Source organism: Arthrobacter sp. NPDC089319 (assembly GCF_040684925.1).
Taxonomy (GTDB): domain Bacteria; phylum Actinomycetota; class Actinomycetes; order Actinomycetales; family Micrococcaceae; genus Crystallibacter.
Window position 1 is genome coordinate 34240 of the sequence record NZ_JBFBGZ010000005.1, and the last position, 17484, is coordinate 51723.

Genomic DNA, 17484 nt, shown 5'->3' on the forward strand with positions numbered 1-17484 from the left:
CGCTGACGGGTCTACGACGCCGGTCGGCTTCCCGCCGTCGTACCCCTGTTGTCCGTGCATCGTTTGGGTTAGGGTGGGCGCATGTCGCGGTTCAGCTACTTGGAGTGGCCCGTTGTACGGCAGCTCCGGTCGAGTGATTCACTCGGGCGGGGCGAGGCTGTCACGTCGCCACGAACCCGCGACATCGCTCCCCGGACGTCCACCGCTGACCGCGTGGTGCAAAGCGTGTGCCCCTACTGTGCGGTGGGATGCGGCCAGCGTGTTTTCGTCAAGGACGAGAAGGTTGTCCAGATTGAAGGCGACCCGGATTCGCCGATCTCCCGGGGCCGGCTCTGCCCCAAGGGATCCGCCAGCGAGCAGTTGGTCAATGCACCGAGCAGGCAGACGCAGGTGCTGTATCGGGCGCCCCATGCCAAGGATTGGCAGCACCTTGACCTGGACACCGCCGTCGAGATGGTGGCCGAGAGGTTCCTCGCCGCACGCCGGAACCACTGGCAGCAAAACGATGAGCACGGCCGGCCGCTCCGGCGGACCATGGGCATCGCGGGCCTGGGCGGGGCAACCCTGGACAACGAAGAGAACTATCTGATCAAGAAGCTCTTCACCGCAGCGGGGGCCATTCAGCTCGAAAACCAAGCACGCATTTGACACTCCGCCACGGTTCCCAGTTTGGGAACCTCCTTTGGGCGCGGGGGAGCGACGCAATCGCTCCAGGACATGGCCAATGCCGACTGCATTGTTATCCAGGGCTCTAACATGGCCGAGTGCCATCCCGTCGGCTACCAGTGGGTGACGGAGGCCAAGGCGCGCGGCGCGAAGATCATCCACGTGGATCCGCGGTTCACCCGGACCAGTGCGGTGGCCGACAAACACGTCCCGATCCGCGCCGGATCGGACATCGTCCTTCTGGGTGCCCTGATCAACCATGTGATCAGCAATGATCTGTGGTTCAAGGAATACGTTCTTGCCTATACGAACGCGGCAACGCTGGTGGGCGAAGACTTCCGTGACACCGAGGACTTGGAAGGGCTGTTCTCCGGATTCGATCCGGAGACGGGCCACTACAACCTGGCTTCCTGGGCTTACGAGCGGAAGCCAGAGGCAGAAGAAGCGGCAGAACTCGGACACGAACATGGCGCCGATACCGCCGCCCGGGCCGCCGGCGATCAATACGGCAGCGGCGGCCCGCCCCTGGGGCGCCCGGATTTCGAGCAGGATCTGACCCTTGAGCATCCGCGCACGGTGTTCCAGATCCTGAAACGCCATTACTCGCGCTACACCCCGGAAATGGTCCGGGACGCCTGCGGCTTCTCCCTCGAGGATTTCGACTACCTCGCGCGGGCCGTCACGGAGAACTCCGGCCGCGACCGGACCACCTGCTTTGCGTATGCCGTCGGCTGGACCCAGCACACGGTGGGCGCTCAGTTCATCCGGACCGCGGCGATCCTGCAGCTGTTGTTGGGCAACGTGGGGCGGCCAGGCGGTGGAATCATGGCGCTGCGCGGCCATGCCAGCATCCAAGGTTCCACCGACATCCCCACGCTGTTCAACCTGCTACCCGGATACCTCCCGATGCCGAAGGCCGGCATTGAGACGCTGCGCGAATACTGCGAAGGCATCGCGTCCCCGGAGCAGAAGGGCTTCTGGGCAGACGCGGACGCCTACACCATCAGCTTGCTCAAGGCCTGGTGGGGCGACGCGGCCAACGAAGACTCGGACTGGGGCTACGGCTACCTGCCCCGGATCAATGGCCCGCACGGGACGTACCAGACCGTGATGAGCATGCTCGATGACGAGGTGGAGGGCTACTTCATCTTTGGCCAGAATCCCGCCATCGGGTCCGCCAACGGCAGGATGCAGCGCCTGGGCATGTCCCACCTGAAATGGCTGGTGGTGCGCGACCTCAACCTGATCGAGTCGGCCACCTGGTGGAAGGACGGTCCGGAGATCGCCTCGGGCGAGCTGCGCACCGAGGACATCGGCACCGAGGTCTTCTTCTTGCCGGCCGCGACCCATGTGGAAAAGGCCGGCTCCTTCACGCAGACCCAGCGGCTGCTGCAATGGCGGCACCAGGCGGTCCGGCCGCCGGGGGACTGCCAGAGCGAACTGCAGTTCTTCTACGAGCTGGGCAAGCGGCTCCGGGCCAAGCTGGCGGATTCGACCGATGAACGGGACCGGCCGCTGCTGGATCTGACCTGGGACTATCCCACCGATGAGAATGGCGAACCTGACGGCGAGGCGGTGCTCGCCGAGATCAACGGCCGGCATCTCACAGGTCCCAAAGCAGGCCAGCCCCTTTCGTCGTACACCGAGATGCGGCCCGACGGCTCGACGTCGGGCGGATGCTGGATCTACACCGGCGTCTACGCGGACGGCATCAACCACGCCGCGGACCGGAAGCCGGGTCAGGAACAAGGGCCGGTCGCCGCCGAATGGGGCTGGGCCTGGCCGGCCAACCGGCGCATCCTTTACAACCGTGCCTCGGCGGACCCCGAGGGCAAGCCCTGGAGCGAACGCAAGAAGTACATCTGGTGGGATCAGGAGCAGAACCGGTGGACCGGCGAGGACGTCCCCGATTTCCCCGTGGACCGCGCTCCGGGGAGCCGTCCGGATCTATCCCTGGGCGGCGCGGCCGCGCTGGCCGGGGATGACCCGTTCATCATGCAGGCCGACGGTAAGGGATGGCTGTTCGCGCCGAAGGGCATGGTGGACGGCCCGCTGCCGACGCACTATGAGCCGCAGGAGTCCCCGGTGGCGAACCCGCTCTACCGGCAGCAGCAGAACCCCGCGCGACTGATCTATCCGCGCGAAGACAACCTCAGTGCGCCCAGCGCGGGCACACCCGGGTGGGACATCTACCCGTACGTCTTCACCACGTACCGCTTGACCGAACACCACACAGCCGGCGGGATGAGCCGGTGGCTGCCGTACCTCTCCGAGCTTCAGCCGGAGATGTTCTGCGAGGTGTCGCCGGAATTGGCGGCCGAACGTGGATTGGAACCCTACGGATGGGCAACCATCATCTCCCCCCGGGCCGCCATTGAGGCCAAGGTGTTGGTCACCGAGCGGATGCGGCCGTTGGTGGTGGGCGGTCGCACGATGCACCAGATCGGGCTTCCTTACCACTGGGGAGTCGGCGGTGACGCCGTCGTCAGCGGCGACGCTGCCAACGACCTGCTGGGGGTGACCTTGGATCCGAATGTGCAGATCCAGGAGTCCAAGGCCGGATCATGCGACATCCGTCCGGGCCGGCGGCCGCAGGGACCGGAACTGCTCTCCTTGGTTGCGGACTATCAAGCCCGCGCCGGGGTAACGACCGAGACCGGCAGCGACAAGGTCACCGACCCCAACCGCGCGTTGGGCGACGACTCGACGAGGGAAGGCTAAATGAACAAGCTGACCGAAGCTCCCGGACACATTCCGCACACGGGACACCCGCGCAAGGGCTTCTTCACCGACACCTCGATCTGCATCGGCTGCAAAGCGTGCGAAGTGGCCTGCAAGGAATGGAACCGCAACCCCCACGATTCGGAGTACGAACTCCTCGAGTCCTCCTATGACAACACCGGCGCGCTGGGAGCCGACACCTGGCGCCATGTCGCCTTCATCGAGCAGGACCGCGAGCACATCGAACAGGCGCGCGCCTCCGGACGGGCGCTCGTCAGCCTCGGCATGCCGGGCCTCGGACCGCCGGGAAACTCCGGTGCCGCGGGGAAGCCGTCCGTCCCGGATGCGACGCCGCCCGACACGAGGCACCCCGATACGCCCGACTTCAGGTGGCTGATGTCCTCCGATGTGTGCAAGCACTGCACCAACGCCGGGTGCCTCGACGTGTGCCCGACCGGTGCGCTGTTCCGCACCGAGCACGGCACTGTTGTGGTGCAGGACGATGTCTGCAACGGGTGCGGCACCTGCGTGGCCGGGTGCCCGTTCGGCGTCATCGAGCGGCGCAGCGATGGAACCGCGGGCGTAAAGGGGCAGCGCGACTTCACCCCGGGGGAGCAGGCACCGACCCGCAACGTAGGCGTCGCCCAGAAATGCACCCTGTGCTACGACCGGATGGTTGATGGCCAGACGCCGGCGTGTGCCCAGGCATGCCCGACGACGTCGATCAAGTACGGCGAGCGCGAGGAGATGGTGAGCACTGCGAAACAGCGGGTTGCCGAACTGCATGCACAGGGACTGACCGAGGCGCGCCTCTACGGGGCCAACGACGCCGATGGAGTCGGTGGCACTGGTTCCGTGTTCCTGCTGCTGGATGAGCCGGAGGTGTACGGTCTGCCGCCAGACCCGCGCGTTCCCACCGCGGACTTGCCTCGGATGTTCAAGCGGGCGGGACTCGCTGCGGCCGGCATGCTGGCGGCGGCCGCTGCGGCCTTCGTGGCTGGAGGCCGCTCTTGACCGTCTCCGACTTCGACAACTACCGGCCGCCCGAACCGCCACGCCGGTCCAGGCGCGGAGGCAAGCGCCGGCGCGCTGGAACAGGGGATGGCTCAGGCGAAATGCCGATGGTGCCGGAGCCGGAGTTCGCCTCCTACTACGGCCGGCCAGTGGTCAAACCGCCGCCGTGGGGCGACCCGATCGGCGCCTACCTCTTTCTGGGCGGAGTGGCCGGCGGCTCGGCGCTGCTGGGACTCGGTGGGCAGCTCACGGGCCGGCCGGTGCTGTGCCGCAACAGCCGGCTGGCCGCCCTTGCGTCCGTGGGGATTGGTGCTGCCGCGTTGGTAGCCGATTTGGGCCGGCCGGAACGCTTCCTCAACATGCTGCGCACCATCAAGCCCACGTCTCCGATGAGCCTTGGCTCCTGGATCCTCGCGGCGTTCAGCACCGGTGTGGGAATCTCGGCGGCATCCGAAATCGACCGCCTAACCGGATCACGGCTCCCGCTGGGCCCGCTGCGCAGGCTGCTGCGCGCGATGGAGGGGCCGGCGGGGTTGGAGGCGGCGTTGTTTGCGACCCCGCTTTCCGCGTACACCGCCGTCCTGTTGTCGGACACCGCCAACCCGACGTGGAACGCGGCGCGCGAAGATCTGCCCTTCGTCTTCGTGGGTTCCGCCAGCCTTGCCGCGGCCGGTCTTGCCATGGTCACCACGCCCGTCCGCGAAGCGGGGCCAGCCCGCGCGCTCGCGGTCCTGGGCGTAGCCGCTGATGTGATCGCCTTCCGGGTGATGGAGAGCCGGATGGACCCGGTGGCCGCAGAACCCCTTCGTGAGGGTGCTCCCGGGCGAATGCTTGCGTGGAGTCAGCGGTTGGCCGTGGCCGGTGGCATCGGCGTCCTGGCTGCCGGCCGGCACCGGCCGGCGGCGGCGGCCTGCGGCATGGCGCTGCTGAGCGCCTCGGCGCTGACCCGGTTCGGAGTTCTGCGTGCCGGTATCCGTTCGACCGAGGACCCCCGGTACACGATCGAACCACAGAAGAGGCGGCTCGCGGAGCGGCGGAAAGCCGGCGTCGTCGGCGATTCGATCACGACCGCCTGATGAGCCGGGACGGCTACCGTACGTCGATCCCCGAGCCGGCAACGGTCTGCCCGATGACGGGGTGCCCGGGCAGCTCGCCGACCACGAGCAGGCCGCCGGAGGTCTGTGCATCGGCCAGCATCAGCAGGTCCTCTTCGGTGATGCCTACTCCCGTGCGCAGATGCGGGCGCACCCAGTCGAGGTTGCGCCGGGTGCCTCCGGAGATGTAGCCATCCCGGAGCGCTTCCCGTGCCCCGGCGACGAGGGGCACCGCAGCGCGGTCGATCACCGCCCCCACGCTTGACGCGCGGCACATCTTGTAGAGGTGGCCGAGCAGGCCGAACCCGGTGACGTCGGTTGCCGCGCGGACCCCACTGCGCAGCGCCGCGTCTGCGGCATCCCGGTTCAGCTGGGTCATCACGGCGATCGCCTCGTCGAAGACCTCACCGGTCTGCTTGTGCCGGTTGTTCAGCAGGCCCAGGCCGATCGGCTTGGTCAGCGTGATCGGCAGCCCGGGCTCGGCGGCGTCGTTGCGCAGGAGCTGTCCGGGTGCGGCGATTCCGGTCACCGCCATCCCGTACTTCGGTTCCGGGTCGTCGACCGAGTGCCCGCCGGTCACCGGACACGCTGCCTCCGAGGCCACATCCAGCCCGCCTCGCAGCACTTCGGTCAGTAGTTCCATCGGCAGGACGCCGCGGGGCCAACCGACCAGGTTGATCGCGCTGATCGGACGCCCGCCCATGGCATAGATATCCGAGAGGGCGTTCGCCGCCGCGATCCGGCCCCAGTCATAGGCATCATCCACCACGGGAGTGAAGAAGTCCGCCGTCGAAAGCACCGCAAGATCCTTGCCCACCTGCACGGCGGATGCATCGTCGCCATCGTCCAGCCCGACGAGGACTCCAGGGTCGGTCTGGCCGGTCAGGCCGCGGACCACGTCCTCGAGTTCACCGGGCGGAATCTTGCAAGCACAGCCTCCGCCGTGCGCGTACGTTGTGAGCCGGACGGCTTCCGCAGGTTCTTCCATCGCGCCGGTGATCGCGTTCATGGGTCCAGCATAGGAGCGGTGGCCGGTGTTAGCATGCACTTGGAGGCGTCCGGGTCCTGGTGGGCCCCCCGGTCTTCAAAACCGGTGAGACCGAGTACCTCGGTCTGGCGGGTTCGATTCCCGTCCGCTTCCGCCAGCTGCTGCAGTTGTTGGTGACGCGGGGAAGGAGGGGCCGTGGGCCAGAACGACCCGCGCCGGCAGATTCCGCGCACCGACCAACTGCTCGCCCATCCGGAACTTCGCCTCGCACGCAGCCGGCTCGGCGACGACGTGATCCGTTCTACGGTGCGCGACGTTCAGGAACAGGCGCGCCGCGGCGACCTTGCCCCGGGCGACGTAGAAGCGAGGCTCTTGTCCGCGGTAGCATCCCGCGCAGCCTCCTCGCTCAGGCCCGTACTCAACGCCACCGGGGTCATCGTGCATACGAATCTGGGACGCGCTCCGCTCTCCGGTTCCGCCCGGCAGGCTCTTCTCTCGGCGGCAGGTTATGTGGACGTCGAAATGGACTTGCCCAGCGGCGGGCGATCACGGCGCGGGGACGGCGCAAGGCAAGCTTTGCTGGAGGCCTGTCCGGCTGCCGAAGAAGCCCTGGTGGTGAACAACGGCGCGGCGGCCCTGGTACTGGCCACCACCGCGCTCGCCGGCGCCGGCGAAGTGGTGATCAGCCGCGGTGAGCTCGTGGAGATCGGGGCCGGGTTCAGGCTTCCCGAACTGATTGAATCGACCGGTGCCCGCTTGCGCGAAGTAGGGACCACCAACCGGACGCACCTGGCGGATTACGCTGCGGCGATCGGCCCGCAAACCGGCTGCCTGCTCAAGGTGCACCCCAGCAATTTCCGGGTCAGCGGGTTCACCTCTGGCGTCGGCATTGGCCAACTGCGCGCCCTGGCCGACGAACATCGGGTTCCCCTGGTGGTGGATCTCGGCAGCGGCCTGCTCGCACCGGACCCGATGCTGCCCGGGGAACCGGACATCTCGGGCGCGCTGGCCGCAGGTGCCGACGTCGTCATCGCCAGCGGGGACAAACTTTTGGGCGGCCCCCAGGCAGGACTGGCCTTGGGCCGTTCCGAGGCGATGGCCCGGCTGACCCGCCATCCATTGGCGCGGGCGGTGCGGGCGGACAAGCTCACGCTGGCCGCATTGGAAGCGACCATCTGCGGCGGACCGACGCCGGTGACGGCCGCGCTGCACGCCGACCCCACCCGGCTCCGGGAGCGCGCGGAACGCTTGGCGGCCGCCACCGGGGGCCGGGCGGTCGAGCATGACGGCAGGGTCGGGGGCGGCGGAGCGCCCGGGGTTCCGCTGCCGGGCTGGGCAGTCCAACTCTCCGAACGTGTCGCCCGGCCGCTGCGCACGGGGGACCCGGTGGTGTTGCCACGGGTCCATGGCGGTGCCTGTCTGATCGACCTGCGCTGCGTCCCAGAGGCCGACGACGAGCGGCTGGCTGCCGCCGTCCGCGCTGCCCTTGCCCACGTTGATGGCGGGCCGAGAGCCGCAGGCTCCTGAGATGTTCGTGGTGGCCACCGCCGGACACGTCGACCACGGTAAGAGCACCCTCGTGCGGGCTCTCACCGGAATGGAGACCGACCGTTGGGCCGAAGAAAGGCGCCGGGGCCTGACCATTGACCTCGGTTTCGCCTGGACGCGGCTTCCATCCGGCAGGGACGTGGCGTTCGTGGATGTTCCCGGCCACGAGCGGTTCCTCGGAAACATGCTGGCTGGCCTCGGGCCCGTCCCGGCGGTGTGTTTCGTTGTCGCCGTCGACGAGGGGTGGCAGGCGCAATCCAGCGACCACCGCGACGCCATCGCCGCCTTTGGCATCAGCCATGGGGTGGTGGTGCTGACCCGCGGCGACCGCGCGCCGGACCGGTCCGACGAGGTTCTTGCGCGGGTGCGTGCTGAGCTGGCCGGCACCGCGCTGTCCGACGCACCGGCGGTCACCGTCTCCGCGGTTGCCGGGACCGGACTCGAAGAACTGCGCCGTGTCCTGGACGAGATGTTGGAATCCCTGCCGCGTCCCGACCCGATGGCCCGGGTGCGCCTCTGGATTGACCGTTCGTTCAGCATCAGCGGCGCCGGGACCGTGGTCACCGGGACCCTTGCGGCGGGCACCTTGAACCAGGGAGACCGTTTGCGGATGTACGGCCATCGGGACGTCAGGACGGTGTCGGTGCGGGCCCTGCACAGCCGCAATCAAGCGGTTCCCTCTATCGGTCCAACCAACCGGGTGGCCGTCAACCTGCGCTCCGGTGTGCCCGCTGAGTCCGTGCACCGCGGCGACGTCTTGGTCTCTGAAGACAGCTGGCCGATGGTGGACACGATCGATGTGCGCCGGAGCATGGGGACGCCGTTCGGCGAGGTTCCGCGGGAACTGATCGCGCATATCGGCACCGCCGCCGTGCCGTGCCGGCTGCGTCCGTTCGACGGCGATCATGCCCGGCTCGCCTTCGATCGGCGACTGCCGCTTGAGCTCGGGGATCGCCTGGTGCTCCGGACAACGGACAGCCGTTCGGTGTTGGCGGGAGTGCAAGTCCTTGACGTCGATCCTCCGGCCCTCAAACGCCGCGGCGACAGCGCTCAGCGGGCGCAACGCCTCGCGGTCATGCCTCCAGAGGGAGACGCGCTGATCGAAGTCGCCCGCCGCGGTGCGGTCCGCGTAAGCCACTTGCAGCGCATGGGTGTTGCTTCCCTCGGAAAGGTCCCCGACCAGGTGCAGGCGTTTGGTGACTGGTGGGTACATCAGCCCGTCTTCGAAGCCTGGCAGCGGCAGCTGCGCCTCGCGGTCCAGGAACTCGCGCAGAAGGACCCGCTGTCGGCCGGCCTGTCCCGCGGGGCTGCCCGGGAGCTGCTGGGCCCCGAAGGCGAAGCACTTTTGGACACGGTGGTGCGGGAATCAGGTCTGGAGCACGACGGCGGATTCATCCGCCTCCCGGGACCCCGCGGCGACCTCGGCCCGGCAGAGGCGGCCGTGCGCGCGGTGGAAAGAGGCCTGAGCACGCATCCATTCGCCGCGCCGGAGGCTCACGACCTGAAGGATCTGGGACTAGGCGACCGGGAACTGGCGGCAGCCGAGCGAAGCGGCCGCCTGCTGCGGCTGGCCGGCGGCGTGGTCCTGCTTCCGCACGCACCGGCCATGGCGATGCGTGAATTGGCCCGCCTGCCGCAGCCCTTTACCACCAGTGAGGCACGCCAACGCTTGGGTACCACCAGGCGCGTTGCCGTCCCGCTGCTCGAACACCTCGACGGACTGGGATGGACCCGGCGCCTCGACTCCGGCCACCGCGCCCTCGTCCGTCCAGCCCCGGGATAGGCGGCAGGCAACCGGTCGAAGGCCGTCGCAGCCGGTGCGTTCAGTTAGCAGCCGATAACTAAAGTTTGTCTCAGGCAACTGTCTTCCCGGCCCCACGTCGCGGGCCGGAGCGCCCTCTTCCCCTGTGTTTCCGGGCTATTTCCGGCGTTGCGTCACGATGACGGCCATGTTTCCCGCGGAGACGGGCCGAGGCTTTAAGGTTGCATCTCGGTAACAACCGGATCTGAAGCGAAGTTTTTATACCCAACCCGGGTGGTTCCGGTTTACGCTCTAATGCGTGTGAGACATGCCACGTTCGGCGGGAAGCTCGTTGAACTTCAGGCGACGGGGTGTATGTCCGTCCTCTGCAGCACTGCCGGGGACCTTTCAGAGACAGAAACAAGGAGGCGGAATGCGTTTCGGACGTACTTCCAAAGCTATTGGTGTCGCGGCTGTTGCAGCCCTGGCCCTGAGCGCCTGCGCGACTTCGGGCGGCGGAAATTCCCCTGAAGGCACGGGCGAGTCCACCGCGGCCGCAGCCGGCGGTTCAATCAGCGTCGCTGAGACCAACGCTTTCAGCTCATTCAACTCGGATTCCGCCACTGGCAATGTCGACATTAACGGCAAGATCGCCTACATGACGCACGGCGGTTTCTACTACGTTGACAATCAGCTCAAGGTGGTACGGAACGAAGAATTCGGCACCTACGAGAAGGTCTCGGATGACCCGCTCGTGGTGAAGTACACCGTGAACGAAGGCGCTAAGTGGTCGGACGGCAATGCCGTTGACGCCGGCGACCTGCTGCTGAACTGGCTGGTCGAATCGGGCTACGCCAATGACGCCAAGACGGACGAGGAAGGCAACGTCACCAGCGGAACGAGCTACTTCGACTTCGCCGGCGACACCAGCGGGCTGGGTCTGACCGAGATTCCCGAGGTCGGCGATGACGGCCGTTCGATCACCCTGACGTACTCCAAGCCGTTCGCCGACTGGGAGATCGCTTTCGGCGGGCTCAATGACGGCGGCATCGGCCTGCCGGCCCACGTTCTGGCCGAAAAGGCCGGCTTGGCCGATGAGCAGGCGCTCGTCGACATCATCCAGGGCCTGAAGCGAGGAAACCCCGATGAGCCGGCCAAGGAGAACAAGGACCTGAAGGCCGTCGCCGATTTCTGGAACACGGGCTTCGACACGAAGTCGCTGCCGACCGATGAGTCGCTGTACCTCTCCAGCGGTCCGTTCGTCGTCGATTCGATCACTCCGGATCAGTCGATCACCCTGGTCCGCAACGAGTCCTACACCTTCGGACCGCAGCCGGCCGTTGATGAAGTGACCATCCGCTTCATCGGTGCTGCCCCGGACCAGGTCAGCGCCCTGAAGAACGGCGAGGTGGACATTATTGCCCCGCAGCCTTCGGCCGACACCGTTGAACTGCTGCAAGGCATCGAGGGCGTCACCGTAGATGTCGAGGACCAGCTCGCCTACGACCACATCGACCTGAACTACACCGGTGTGTTCAAGGACGACAACGTCCGCGAAGCCTTCATGAAGGTCATTCCCCGCCAAGCAATTGTTGACCGGATTGTGAAGCCGCTCAAGGCCGACGCCGCGCCGCTGGACTCGCAGTTCTTCGTGCCGGCCCAGGATGCCTACGAGGCCTCCGCGGCCAGCAACGGCTCCGGGGACTACAAGGAAGCGGACGTTGAGGGTGCCAAGGAGCTCCTTGCCGGCGCCACGCCGGAAGTCCGGATCATGTACAACAAGGACAACCCCAACCGTGCCGACGCCTACGCGCTGATCCAGGAGTCCGCTGAGAAGGCAGGCTTCAAGATTGTCGACGGCGGCTTGGGCGCCTCCGACTGGGGTGCTGCGCTGGGCAACGGAACCTACGACGCGACGATCTTCGGCTGGACCTCGCCTGGCGTGGGTGTATCCGGCGTACCGCAGATCTTCAAGACCGATGCCGGCTCCAACTTCAACGGCTTCTCGGAACCGGCAGCCGACAAGCTGATGGACGAGCTGATCGTGACCACCGACTCGGCCGAACAGGACAAGCTCGTCACCCAGATCGACAAGCATGTCTGGGATTCCTTCTACGGACTCCCGCTGTTCCAGTCCGTGGGCCTTGATGCCTACAACAGCGACCGCATCGAGGGTGTGAAGTACCAGCCGAACCAGACAGGCGTCTTCTGGAACTTCTGGGAGTGGAAGGTTAAGTAACCTTCAAGCCTGATCCTAGGCAAGAGCGTGCAAGGCGTCGGGACCCTGAATACCTCGGTCCCGACGTCTTGCAGCTTTTATGATCCATTTCCTGCCACAAGTAGTTGGGTTTTCCCAATAGTCGTCAGCCTTCGACTGCATTACGCTCATTTGTGACACCGAGGGATCAACAAGACTTCCAGAACCACATCAGCGAGGTTGAAAAACGCTATGGTGACCTACATTGTGCGGCGGCTTTTTACCGCCGTGCTTATTCTCCTGGGTGCCTCCTTCCTGGTCTACCAATTGACAGCCCTGTCAGGTGACCCCCTCCACGACCTGCGCGAAAGTAATTCGCCCAATAAAGAGCAGTTGATCCAGCAGCGGATCGCGCTCTTGGACCTCGGGACGCCCGCCCCGATCCGGTACTTCGGCTGGCTGGCCGGCGCGGCCAAGTGCGTTGTTCCCTTCGTCGGCCAGTGCGATTTGGGTTATGCGCTGAACGGCCAACCGGTCACCGAAGCTCTGGGCCGCGCCATGGGAATGACGATTCTGCTGGTGACTGCTGCGGCGGTACTCGCCATCGTCATCGGCGTTTCACTCGGTATTGTCACGGCGCTGCGCCAATACAGCGGGCTGGACTACGGCGTGACTTTCATGGCGTTCCTCTTCTTTTCGCTTCCGGTCTTTTGGGTTGCCGTGCTGCTGAAGGAATTCGGTGCCATCGGGTTCAACAATTTTCTCCGGGATCCGAGTATCCCGGTTTCGTCGATTCTGATCATCGGAGTAGCCAGTGCCGCGGTGTGGTTCGTCTGTGCCAAGGGAACTTACCTGAGGAAACTCGGGATGGCAGGCATCGGCTTCCTGCTGGCCGCCGCGGTCGTATGGGGCCTGTCGGTGACCCAATGGTTCAAGACACCGGGCCTTGGCTTGGTCGTCATTGTTATCTGCGGCGTTGCGATCGCCTTCGGCATCACTTTGCTGGCTGCCGGCCTGAAGAACCGCAGGGCCCTTTATGCCGCGCTGATCACCGTGGGCATCGGCACCGTCATTTACTTCCCCATCCAACAACTCTTGGCGCAAGCCACTGGGCTGATGATCTTCCTGCTGGCCCTTGCCACCGTCCTGGTCGGCTTGGCCGTGGGCTGGCTGATGGGCGGCTACGACCGGCGGCAGAACATGAACGCCGCCGCCATGACCGCTTTCCTGGTCGGCGGCCTCATCCTGCTGGACCGATACATGCAGGCCTGGCCCGCGTACTTCAACAACGGCAGAATCAACGGGCGGCCCATCGCCACCATCGGGTCCGAGACGCCGAACCTGCAGGGGGACTTCTGGGTCCACGGGCTGGATACCTTCACCCACCTGCTGCTGCCAACCGTTGCCCTGCTGCTCATCTCGTTGGCGTCCTACAGCCGCTACGCACGCTCGTCCATGCTGGAAATCATGAACATGGACTACATCCGTACGGCCAGGGCCAAGGGCTTGAGCGAAAGGACAGTGGTCATGCGCCACGCCTTCCGCAACGCATTGATCCCCATCGCCACGATTGTTGCTTTCGACATCGGCGGTTTGATTGGCGGTGCCGTGATTACCGAGCAGGTGTTCGCGTTTGCCGGTATGGGCCAGCTGTTCATTCAGTCCTTGGACCGAGTCGATCCCAATCCTGTGATGGGCGTTTTCCTGATCACCGGCATTCTTGCCTTGGTGTTCAACCTAGTCGCGGATCTGGTCTACTCCGCGCTTGATCCGCGAGTGAGGGTAAAGGCATGAGCACCACGTCAACGAAACCCGTTGCCGCAACTGACGAGAACAAAGCAGGCCTCAGCCAGGGCCAGATTGTCCGTCGGCGCTTCCTCGGCAACACCGCCGCCGTGATCAGCCTGGTGGTTTTCGCCCTGATCCTGCTGATCGCCTATTCATCGAGCGGAATGTTCGGGCTGCCCGGATGGTGGAAATACACGCACAACGGCGTCAACGACTTGGTCAATGGCGGCCGGCCCACCCTGCAACTGTTCCCCTTGGGCCTGGGCGAGCACCCGTTCGGCCAGGACCGGTTGGGCCGTGACACTTTTGCCCAGACCATGCGCGGGGTCCAGATCTCGGTGGCGGTCATGTTCCTCATCGGCTTGGTAGGCGGGGCCATCGGTGTTGTGATCGGTGCAATGTCGGGCTACTTCCGCGGCTGGATTGAGACCGTGCTGATGCGGTTGACCGACGTCGTGATCGTGATCCCGCTGATCATCATTGCGGCCGTGATGGGCCAGGTGGCTGGTCGCGCCGTAGGCGCGGATGTCCAGCCATACTTCCTCGGCCTGTTCGTGGGCGCCGTGGTCTGGACCGGACTGGCACGCTTGGTGCGCGCCGAATTCCTGTCCCTGCGTGAGCGGGAATTCGTCGACGCTGCACGGATCGCTGGCGCGTCCAACGCCCGCATTATCTTCAAGCACATCCTGCCGAACGCCGTGGGCGTCATCATCGTCTCGGTGACCCTGAGCATGTCTGCGGCGATCCTGCTGGAGACCAGCCTGTCCTACATCGGGATGGGGGTTAAGGCGCCGGATGTGTCGCTGGGCTCGCTGATCAGCCAGAACCAGGAAGCGTTCCAAACCCGTCCGTGGCTGTTTTGGTGGCCTGGCCTGTTCATCGTGGCGATCTGCCTCTGCATCAACTTCATCGGCGATGGGCTGCGCGATGCCTTCGACCCCCGGCAGAAGAAGTTCAATGCCAAGAGAGCGAAGGCCGCGGCGGTTTCCGCCCACCCTGAGACCGGAACCACCCAGACGACGGGCGTCTAAGATGCGTACCCGACGTCTCCCCGGCCGGACGCGGCCAGGCTCAGTTGGCCAGCGTCACCGCACTGAGAACCACCAGCGCGGTTCCGGCGGCAAGCAAAACCCAATTCGGCTTACGGCTCACCGGGACGCGGTCCGCCTCGCCGATGCTGATCCTGTCCGCGGCCAGAAGCTCCGCCCAGCGTTTCCGGACCTGGTAGGCTGCTGCGCCGGAATCCGAGTTCGCCAGATCGCCCGGGCGGATCGACTGCGCCGGGCCGTAGGTGGTCTCCGGAAGCCCTTGGACGTGATCGGTGCGGGCACGGTGGACACCGAACATTCCGGGAGCGGGTGCGGCCCACGAGCTGTACTTGCCGCGAGGGGTCACCAGGGTCAGTGCGTACTTGGTGTCAACGGTCACCAGGGCGTTCCAGGGCACGGAGACGGTCCGGACCGGGTTGCGCAGCACCACCCCGTGGTCGCCGATAACCACCGCGGGGTACCAGGCCAGCCACCACGTCACGTAAGCGATCGTCAGCAGCGGCCAGGCGCCGAGCAGGCTGTCCGTCCCGTGCGTCAGCACCGAGGACGCCAGGCTGATTGCCACGATCGCCCAGACGACTCCGGTGAACCAGATTGCGGAGCGCGGACGGAAGATCGTGGAACTGGCAGCAGCAGACGTTGTCATGCCCCCATAGTTTCAGGACTGGCCACCAGTTCTCCACTAGCATCAACCAACTGCGACAGGTTGGAAGGGAAAGACCAGCTATGACTGAAATCATCGATCCGACTCTGCCGGTAGGAAGCGTGGAGACGGCTCGCAGCTCAGCACCCGTCCTGGAGGTGACCAACCTCAGCGTCGATTTCGGCGTGGACAAGGAATGGGTGCCTGCCGCGATCAACCTCACCTACGACGTCAAGGCAGGCGAAGTCCTCGCCATCGTGGGCGAATCCGGTTCCGGCAAGAGCGCCAGTTCCATGGCGCTGCTGGGCCTGTTGCCGTCCAACAGCCGTGCGACGGGGAGCGTCAGGCTCAACGGTCGGGAAATCCTGGGCCTGAGCAGCGCCAAGCTCCGGCAAGTCCGCGGCAACGATGTTGCAGTGATTTTCCAGGAGCCCATGACGGCGATGAACCCCGTGTACACCATCGGGTTCCAGATCGTGGAAACGCTGCGGCTGCACAATGCCATCTCGCCGGAGGACGCCAAACAGCGGGCGCTGCGGATGCTGGAACTGGTCGAGCTGCCCGACCCGGAAAAGGCCTTCCGGTCCTACCCGCACCAGCTTTCCGGTGGCCAGCGGCAGCGCGCCATGATCGCCCAGTCGCTGTCCTGCGATCCCAAGCTGCTGATCGCCGATGAGCCCACCACCGCGCTGGACGTCACCGTCCAGGCCGAAATCCTGGATCTGATGCGCAACCTGCGCAACAAGCTGGACAGCGCCATTGTGCTGATCACGCACGACATGGGTGTGGTGGCCGACCTGGCGGACAAGATCGCCGTGATGCGGCGCGGCCGGATCGTGGAGACCGGAACCGCCGTGGAGATTTTCAACAATCCGCAGCATGAATACACACAGGCTCTGCTGGCCGCCGTGCCGCACCTGGGCGGAGGCTCGGAAAACGACGCCGAAGTGGACATCACAGCGGCCCTGGCCGCGGCGACCGGCGCCTCACTCAGCATCAACGAGACCGAGCTGCAACGGCGCGAACGCGAGAATGCCGAAGCCCTGGCACAGTCGCTCCATGACGTGGCCAGGGGCGAAGCCGTGCTTGAGCTGGCCGATGTGGCGATCGAATACCCCAAGCAAGGGCGCGTTCCGGCTTTCCGCGCCGTGGAAGGCGCCAACCTGTCCATCTACCCGGGCCAGGTTGTTGGTCTGGTGGGGGAGTCCGGCTCGGGCAAAACCACCATCGGGCGCGCCGCCGTCGGGCTGCTGCCCGTCGCGGAGGGCTCGTTGCGCGTGGTCGGGCAGGAAATCGCCGGTGCACGGCCCAAGCAGCTGCACGCGCTGCGCCGTCAGGTGGGCATGGTGTTCCAGGACCCGTCATCCTCGCTGAACCCCCGGCTGCCGATTGGCGAAAGCATTGGCGAACCCATGTACCTTGCCGGCGTGGCCAAGGGTGCCACGCTGCAGCGGAGGATTGAGGCGCTGCTGGACCAGGTGGAGCTGCCGCGGGCCTACCGCAACCGCTATCCGCACGAACTCTCCGGCGGCCAGAAGCAGCGCGTTGGCATCGCCCGGGCTCTGTCGCTGGAGCCCAAGCTGATGGTGGCGGACGAACCCACGTCCGCACTGGACGTGTCAGTCCAGGCCACGGTGCTGGAGCTGTTCCAGAACCTGCAGCAGGAACTGGGCTTCGCCTGCCTGTTCGTCACGCACGACTTGGCCGTCATCGACGTGCTGGCCGACCGCATCTGCGTCATGCGGCACGGCCGGATCGTTGAGCAGGGCACCCGGGACGAGATTCTGCGCAACCCGCAGGAACTGTACACCCAGCGGCTCTTGGCGGCCGTGCCACTGCCCGATCCGGAGAAGCAGCGCGAGCGCCGCGAGCTGCGGGCCCTGCTGCTGGCCGCCGGCGACTGACTTCAACGAATTCCGCCATCCATAGTATTGCGCCCCTGCCCATGGTGAAATGACGGTCAGAGGTTCAGCCCGATCCGGCCGGTGCGCTCAGCCGAGCGCACCGGCCGGGCAACCGTTCACGTCAGGGAGGG

At 66.0% G+C, this 17484-nt stretch carries 11 protein-coding genes and 1 tRNA gene; 10 read left to right on the top strand and 2 right to left on the bottom strand.

The window, feature by feature from the left end:
* Window positions 1-81 precede the first annotated feature (81 nt).
* The 3 genes from fdh to nrfD are packed head-to-tail and all read left to right on the top strand — an operon-like array spanning window position 82 to window position 5477.
* Entirely contained in the window at window positions 82-3387 is a 3306-nt protein-coding gene (gene fdh / locus AB0N75_RS08650; RefSeq protein ID WP_364648036.1) for a formate dehydrogenase, read from the top strand.
* Window positions 3388-4401 (top strand): 4Fe-4S dicluster domain-containing protein, encoded by a 1014-nt coding sequence (locus AB0N75_RS08655; protein ID WP_364648039.1) that lies wholly within the window; start codon window positions 3388-3390, stop codon window positions 4399-4401. It abuts the gene before it with no gap.
* On the top strand, window positions 4398-5477 hold the full coding sequence (gene nrfD, locus AB0N75_RS08660; RefSeq protein WP_364648042.1) for an NrfD/PsrC family molybdoenzyme membrane anchor subunit: 1080 nt from the start codon (window positions 4398-4400) through the stop codon (window positions 5475-5477). The genes AB0N75_RS08655 and nrfD overlap by 4 nt, the downstream gene beginning before the upstream one ends.
* 13 nt (window positions 5478-5490) lie before the next feature.
* On the opposite strand, the gene selD is transcribed toward nrfD, so the two are convergent.
* The gene (gene selD / locus AB0N75_RS08665) at window positions 5491-6504 is read right to left on the bottom strand and encodes a selenide, water dikinase SelD (protein ID WP_364648045.1); all 1014 of its coding nucleotides are present in this window, start codon (window positions 6502-6504) and stop codon (window positions 5491-5493) included.
* Between the two features lie 41 nt (window positions 6505-6545).
* On the opposite strand from selD, the gene AB0N75_RS08670 reads away from it, so the two are divergent.
* The 6 genes from AB0N75_RS08670 to AB0N75_RS08695 all read left to right on the top strand — a co-directional run bounded on the left by AB0N75_RS08670 (window position 6546) and on the right by AB0N75_RS08695 (window position 14788).
* Window positions 6546-6640 (top strand) — tRNA-Sec (locus AB0N75_RS08670).
* Between the two features lie 38 nt (window positions 6641-6678).
* Window positions 6679-8010, top strand: coding sequence for an L-seryl-tRNA(Sec) selenium transferase (gene selA, locus AB0N75_RS08675; RefSeq protein ID WP_364648048.1), 1332 nt, complete (start codon window positions 6679-6681; stop codon window positions 8008-8010).
* 1 nt (window position 8011) lies between these two features.
* A complete protein-coding gene (gene selB / locus AB0N75_RS08680) occupies window positions 8012-9814 on the top strand; it encodes a selenocysteine-specific translation elongation factor (RefSeq protein WP_364648051.1) in 1803 nt (600 codons plus the stop codon).
* 391 nt (window positions 9815-10205) lie between these two features.
* Entirely contained in the window at window positions 10206-12011 is a 1806-nt protein-coding gene (locus tag AB0N75_RS08685) for an ABC transporter family substrate-binding protein (protein ID WP_364648054.1), read from the top strand.
* Window positions 12012-12221: 210 nt separating this feature from the next.
* The gene (locus tag AB0N75_RS08690; protein WP_364648057.1) at window positions 12222-13763 is read left to right on the top strand and encodes an ABC transporter permease; all 1542 of its coding nucleotides are present in this window, start codon (window positions 12222-12224) and stop codon (window positions 13761-13763) included.
* Complete coding sequence (locus AB0N75_RS08695) at window positions 13760-14788, top strand: ABC transporter permease (protein WP_364648060.1); 1029 nt, start codon at window positions 13760-13762, stop codon at window positions 14786-14788. Before AB0N75_RS08690 ends, AB0N75_RS08695 begins: the two co-directional genes overlap by 4 nt.
* 40 nt (window positions 14789-14828) lie before the next feature.
* Here AB0N75_RS08695 and AB0N75_RS08700 read toward each other — a convergent pair whose 3' ends face one another.
* On the bottom strand, window positions 14829-15452 hold the full coding sequence (locus AB0N75_RS08700) for a PH domain-containing protein (protein ID WP_364648063.1): 624 nt from the start codon (window positions 15450-15452) through the stop codon (window positions 14829-14831).
* 80 nt (window positions 15453-15532) lie between these two features.
* Here AB0N75_RS08700 and AB0N75_RS08705 point away from each other — a divergent pair, with 80 nt between their 5' ends.
* On the top strand, window positions 15533-17353 hold the full coding sequence (locus tag AB0N75_RS08705) for an ABC transporter ATP-binding protein (protein WP_364648065.1): 1821 nt from the start codon (window positions 15533-15535) through the stop codon (window positions 17351-17353).
* Window positions 17354-17484 lie beyond the last annotated feature (131 nt).

Excerpts from the sequence above, each read along its gene's own strand:
- AB0N75_RS08705 (WP_364648065.1), top strand. The coding sequence starts at position 15,533 with ATGACTGAAATCATCGATCCGACTCTGCCGGTAGGAAGCGTGGAGACG.
- AB0N75_RS08685 (WP_364648054.1), top strand. The coding sequence starts at position 10,206 with ATGCGTTTCGGACGTACTTCCAAAGCTATTGGTGTCGCGGCTGTTGCA.
- selB (WP_364648051.1), top strand. The coding sequence starts at position 8,012 with ATGTTCGTGGTGGCCACCGCCGGACACGTCGACCACGGTAAGAGCACC.
- AB0N75_RS08700 (WP_364648063.1), bottom strand. The coding sequence starts at position 15,452 with ATGACAACGTCTGCTGCTGCCAGTTCCACGATCTTCCGTCCGCGCTCC.
- AB0N75_RS08690 (WP_364648057.1), top strand. The coding sequence starts at position 12,222 with ATGGTGACCTACATTGTGCGGCGGCTTTTTACCGCCGTGCTTATTCTC.
- AB0N75_RS08655 (WP_364648039.1), top strand. The coding sequence starts at position 3,388 with ATGAACAAGCTGACCGAAGCTCCCGGACACATTCCGCACACGGGACAC.
- AB0N75_RS08695 (WP_364648060.1), top strand. The coding sequence starts at position 13,760 with ATGAGCACCACGTCAACGAAACCCGTTGCCGCAACTGACGAGAACAAA.
- selD (WP_364648045.1), bottom strand. The coding sequence starts at position 6,504 with ATGAACGCGATCACCGGCGCGATGGAAGAACCTGCGGAAGCCGTCCGG.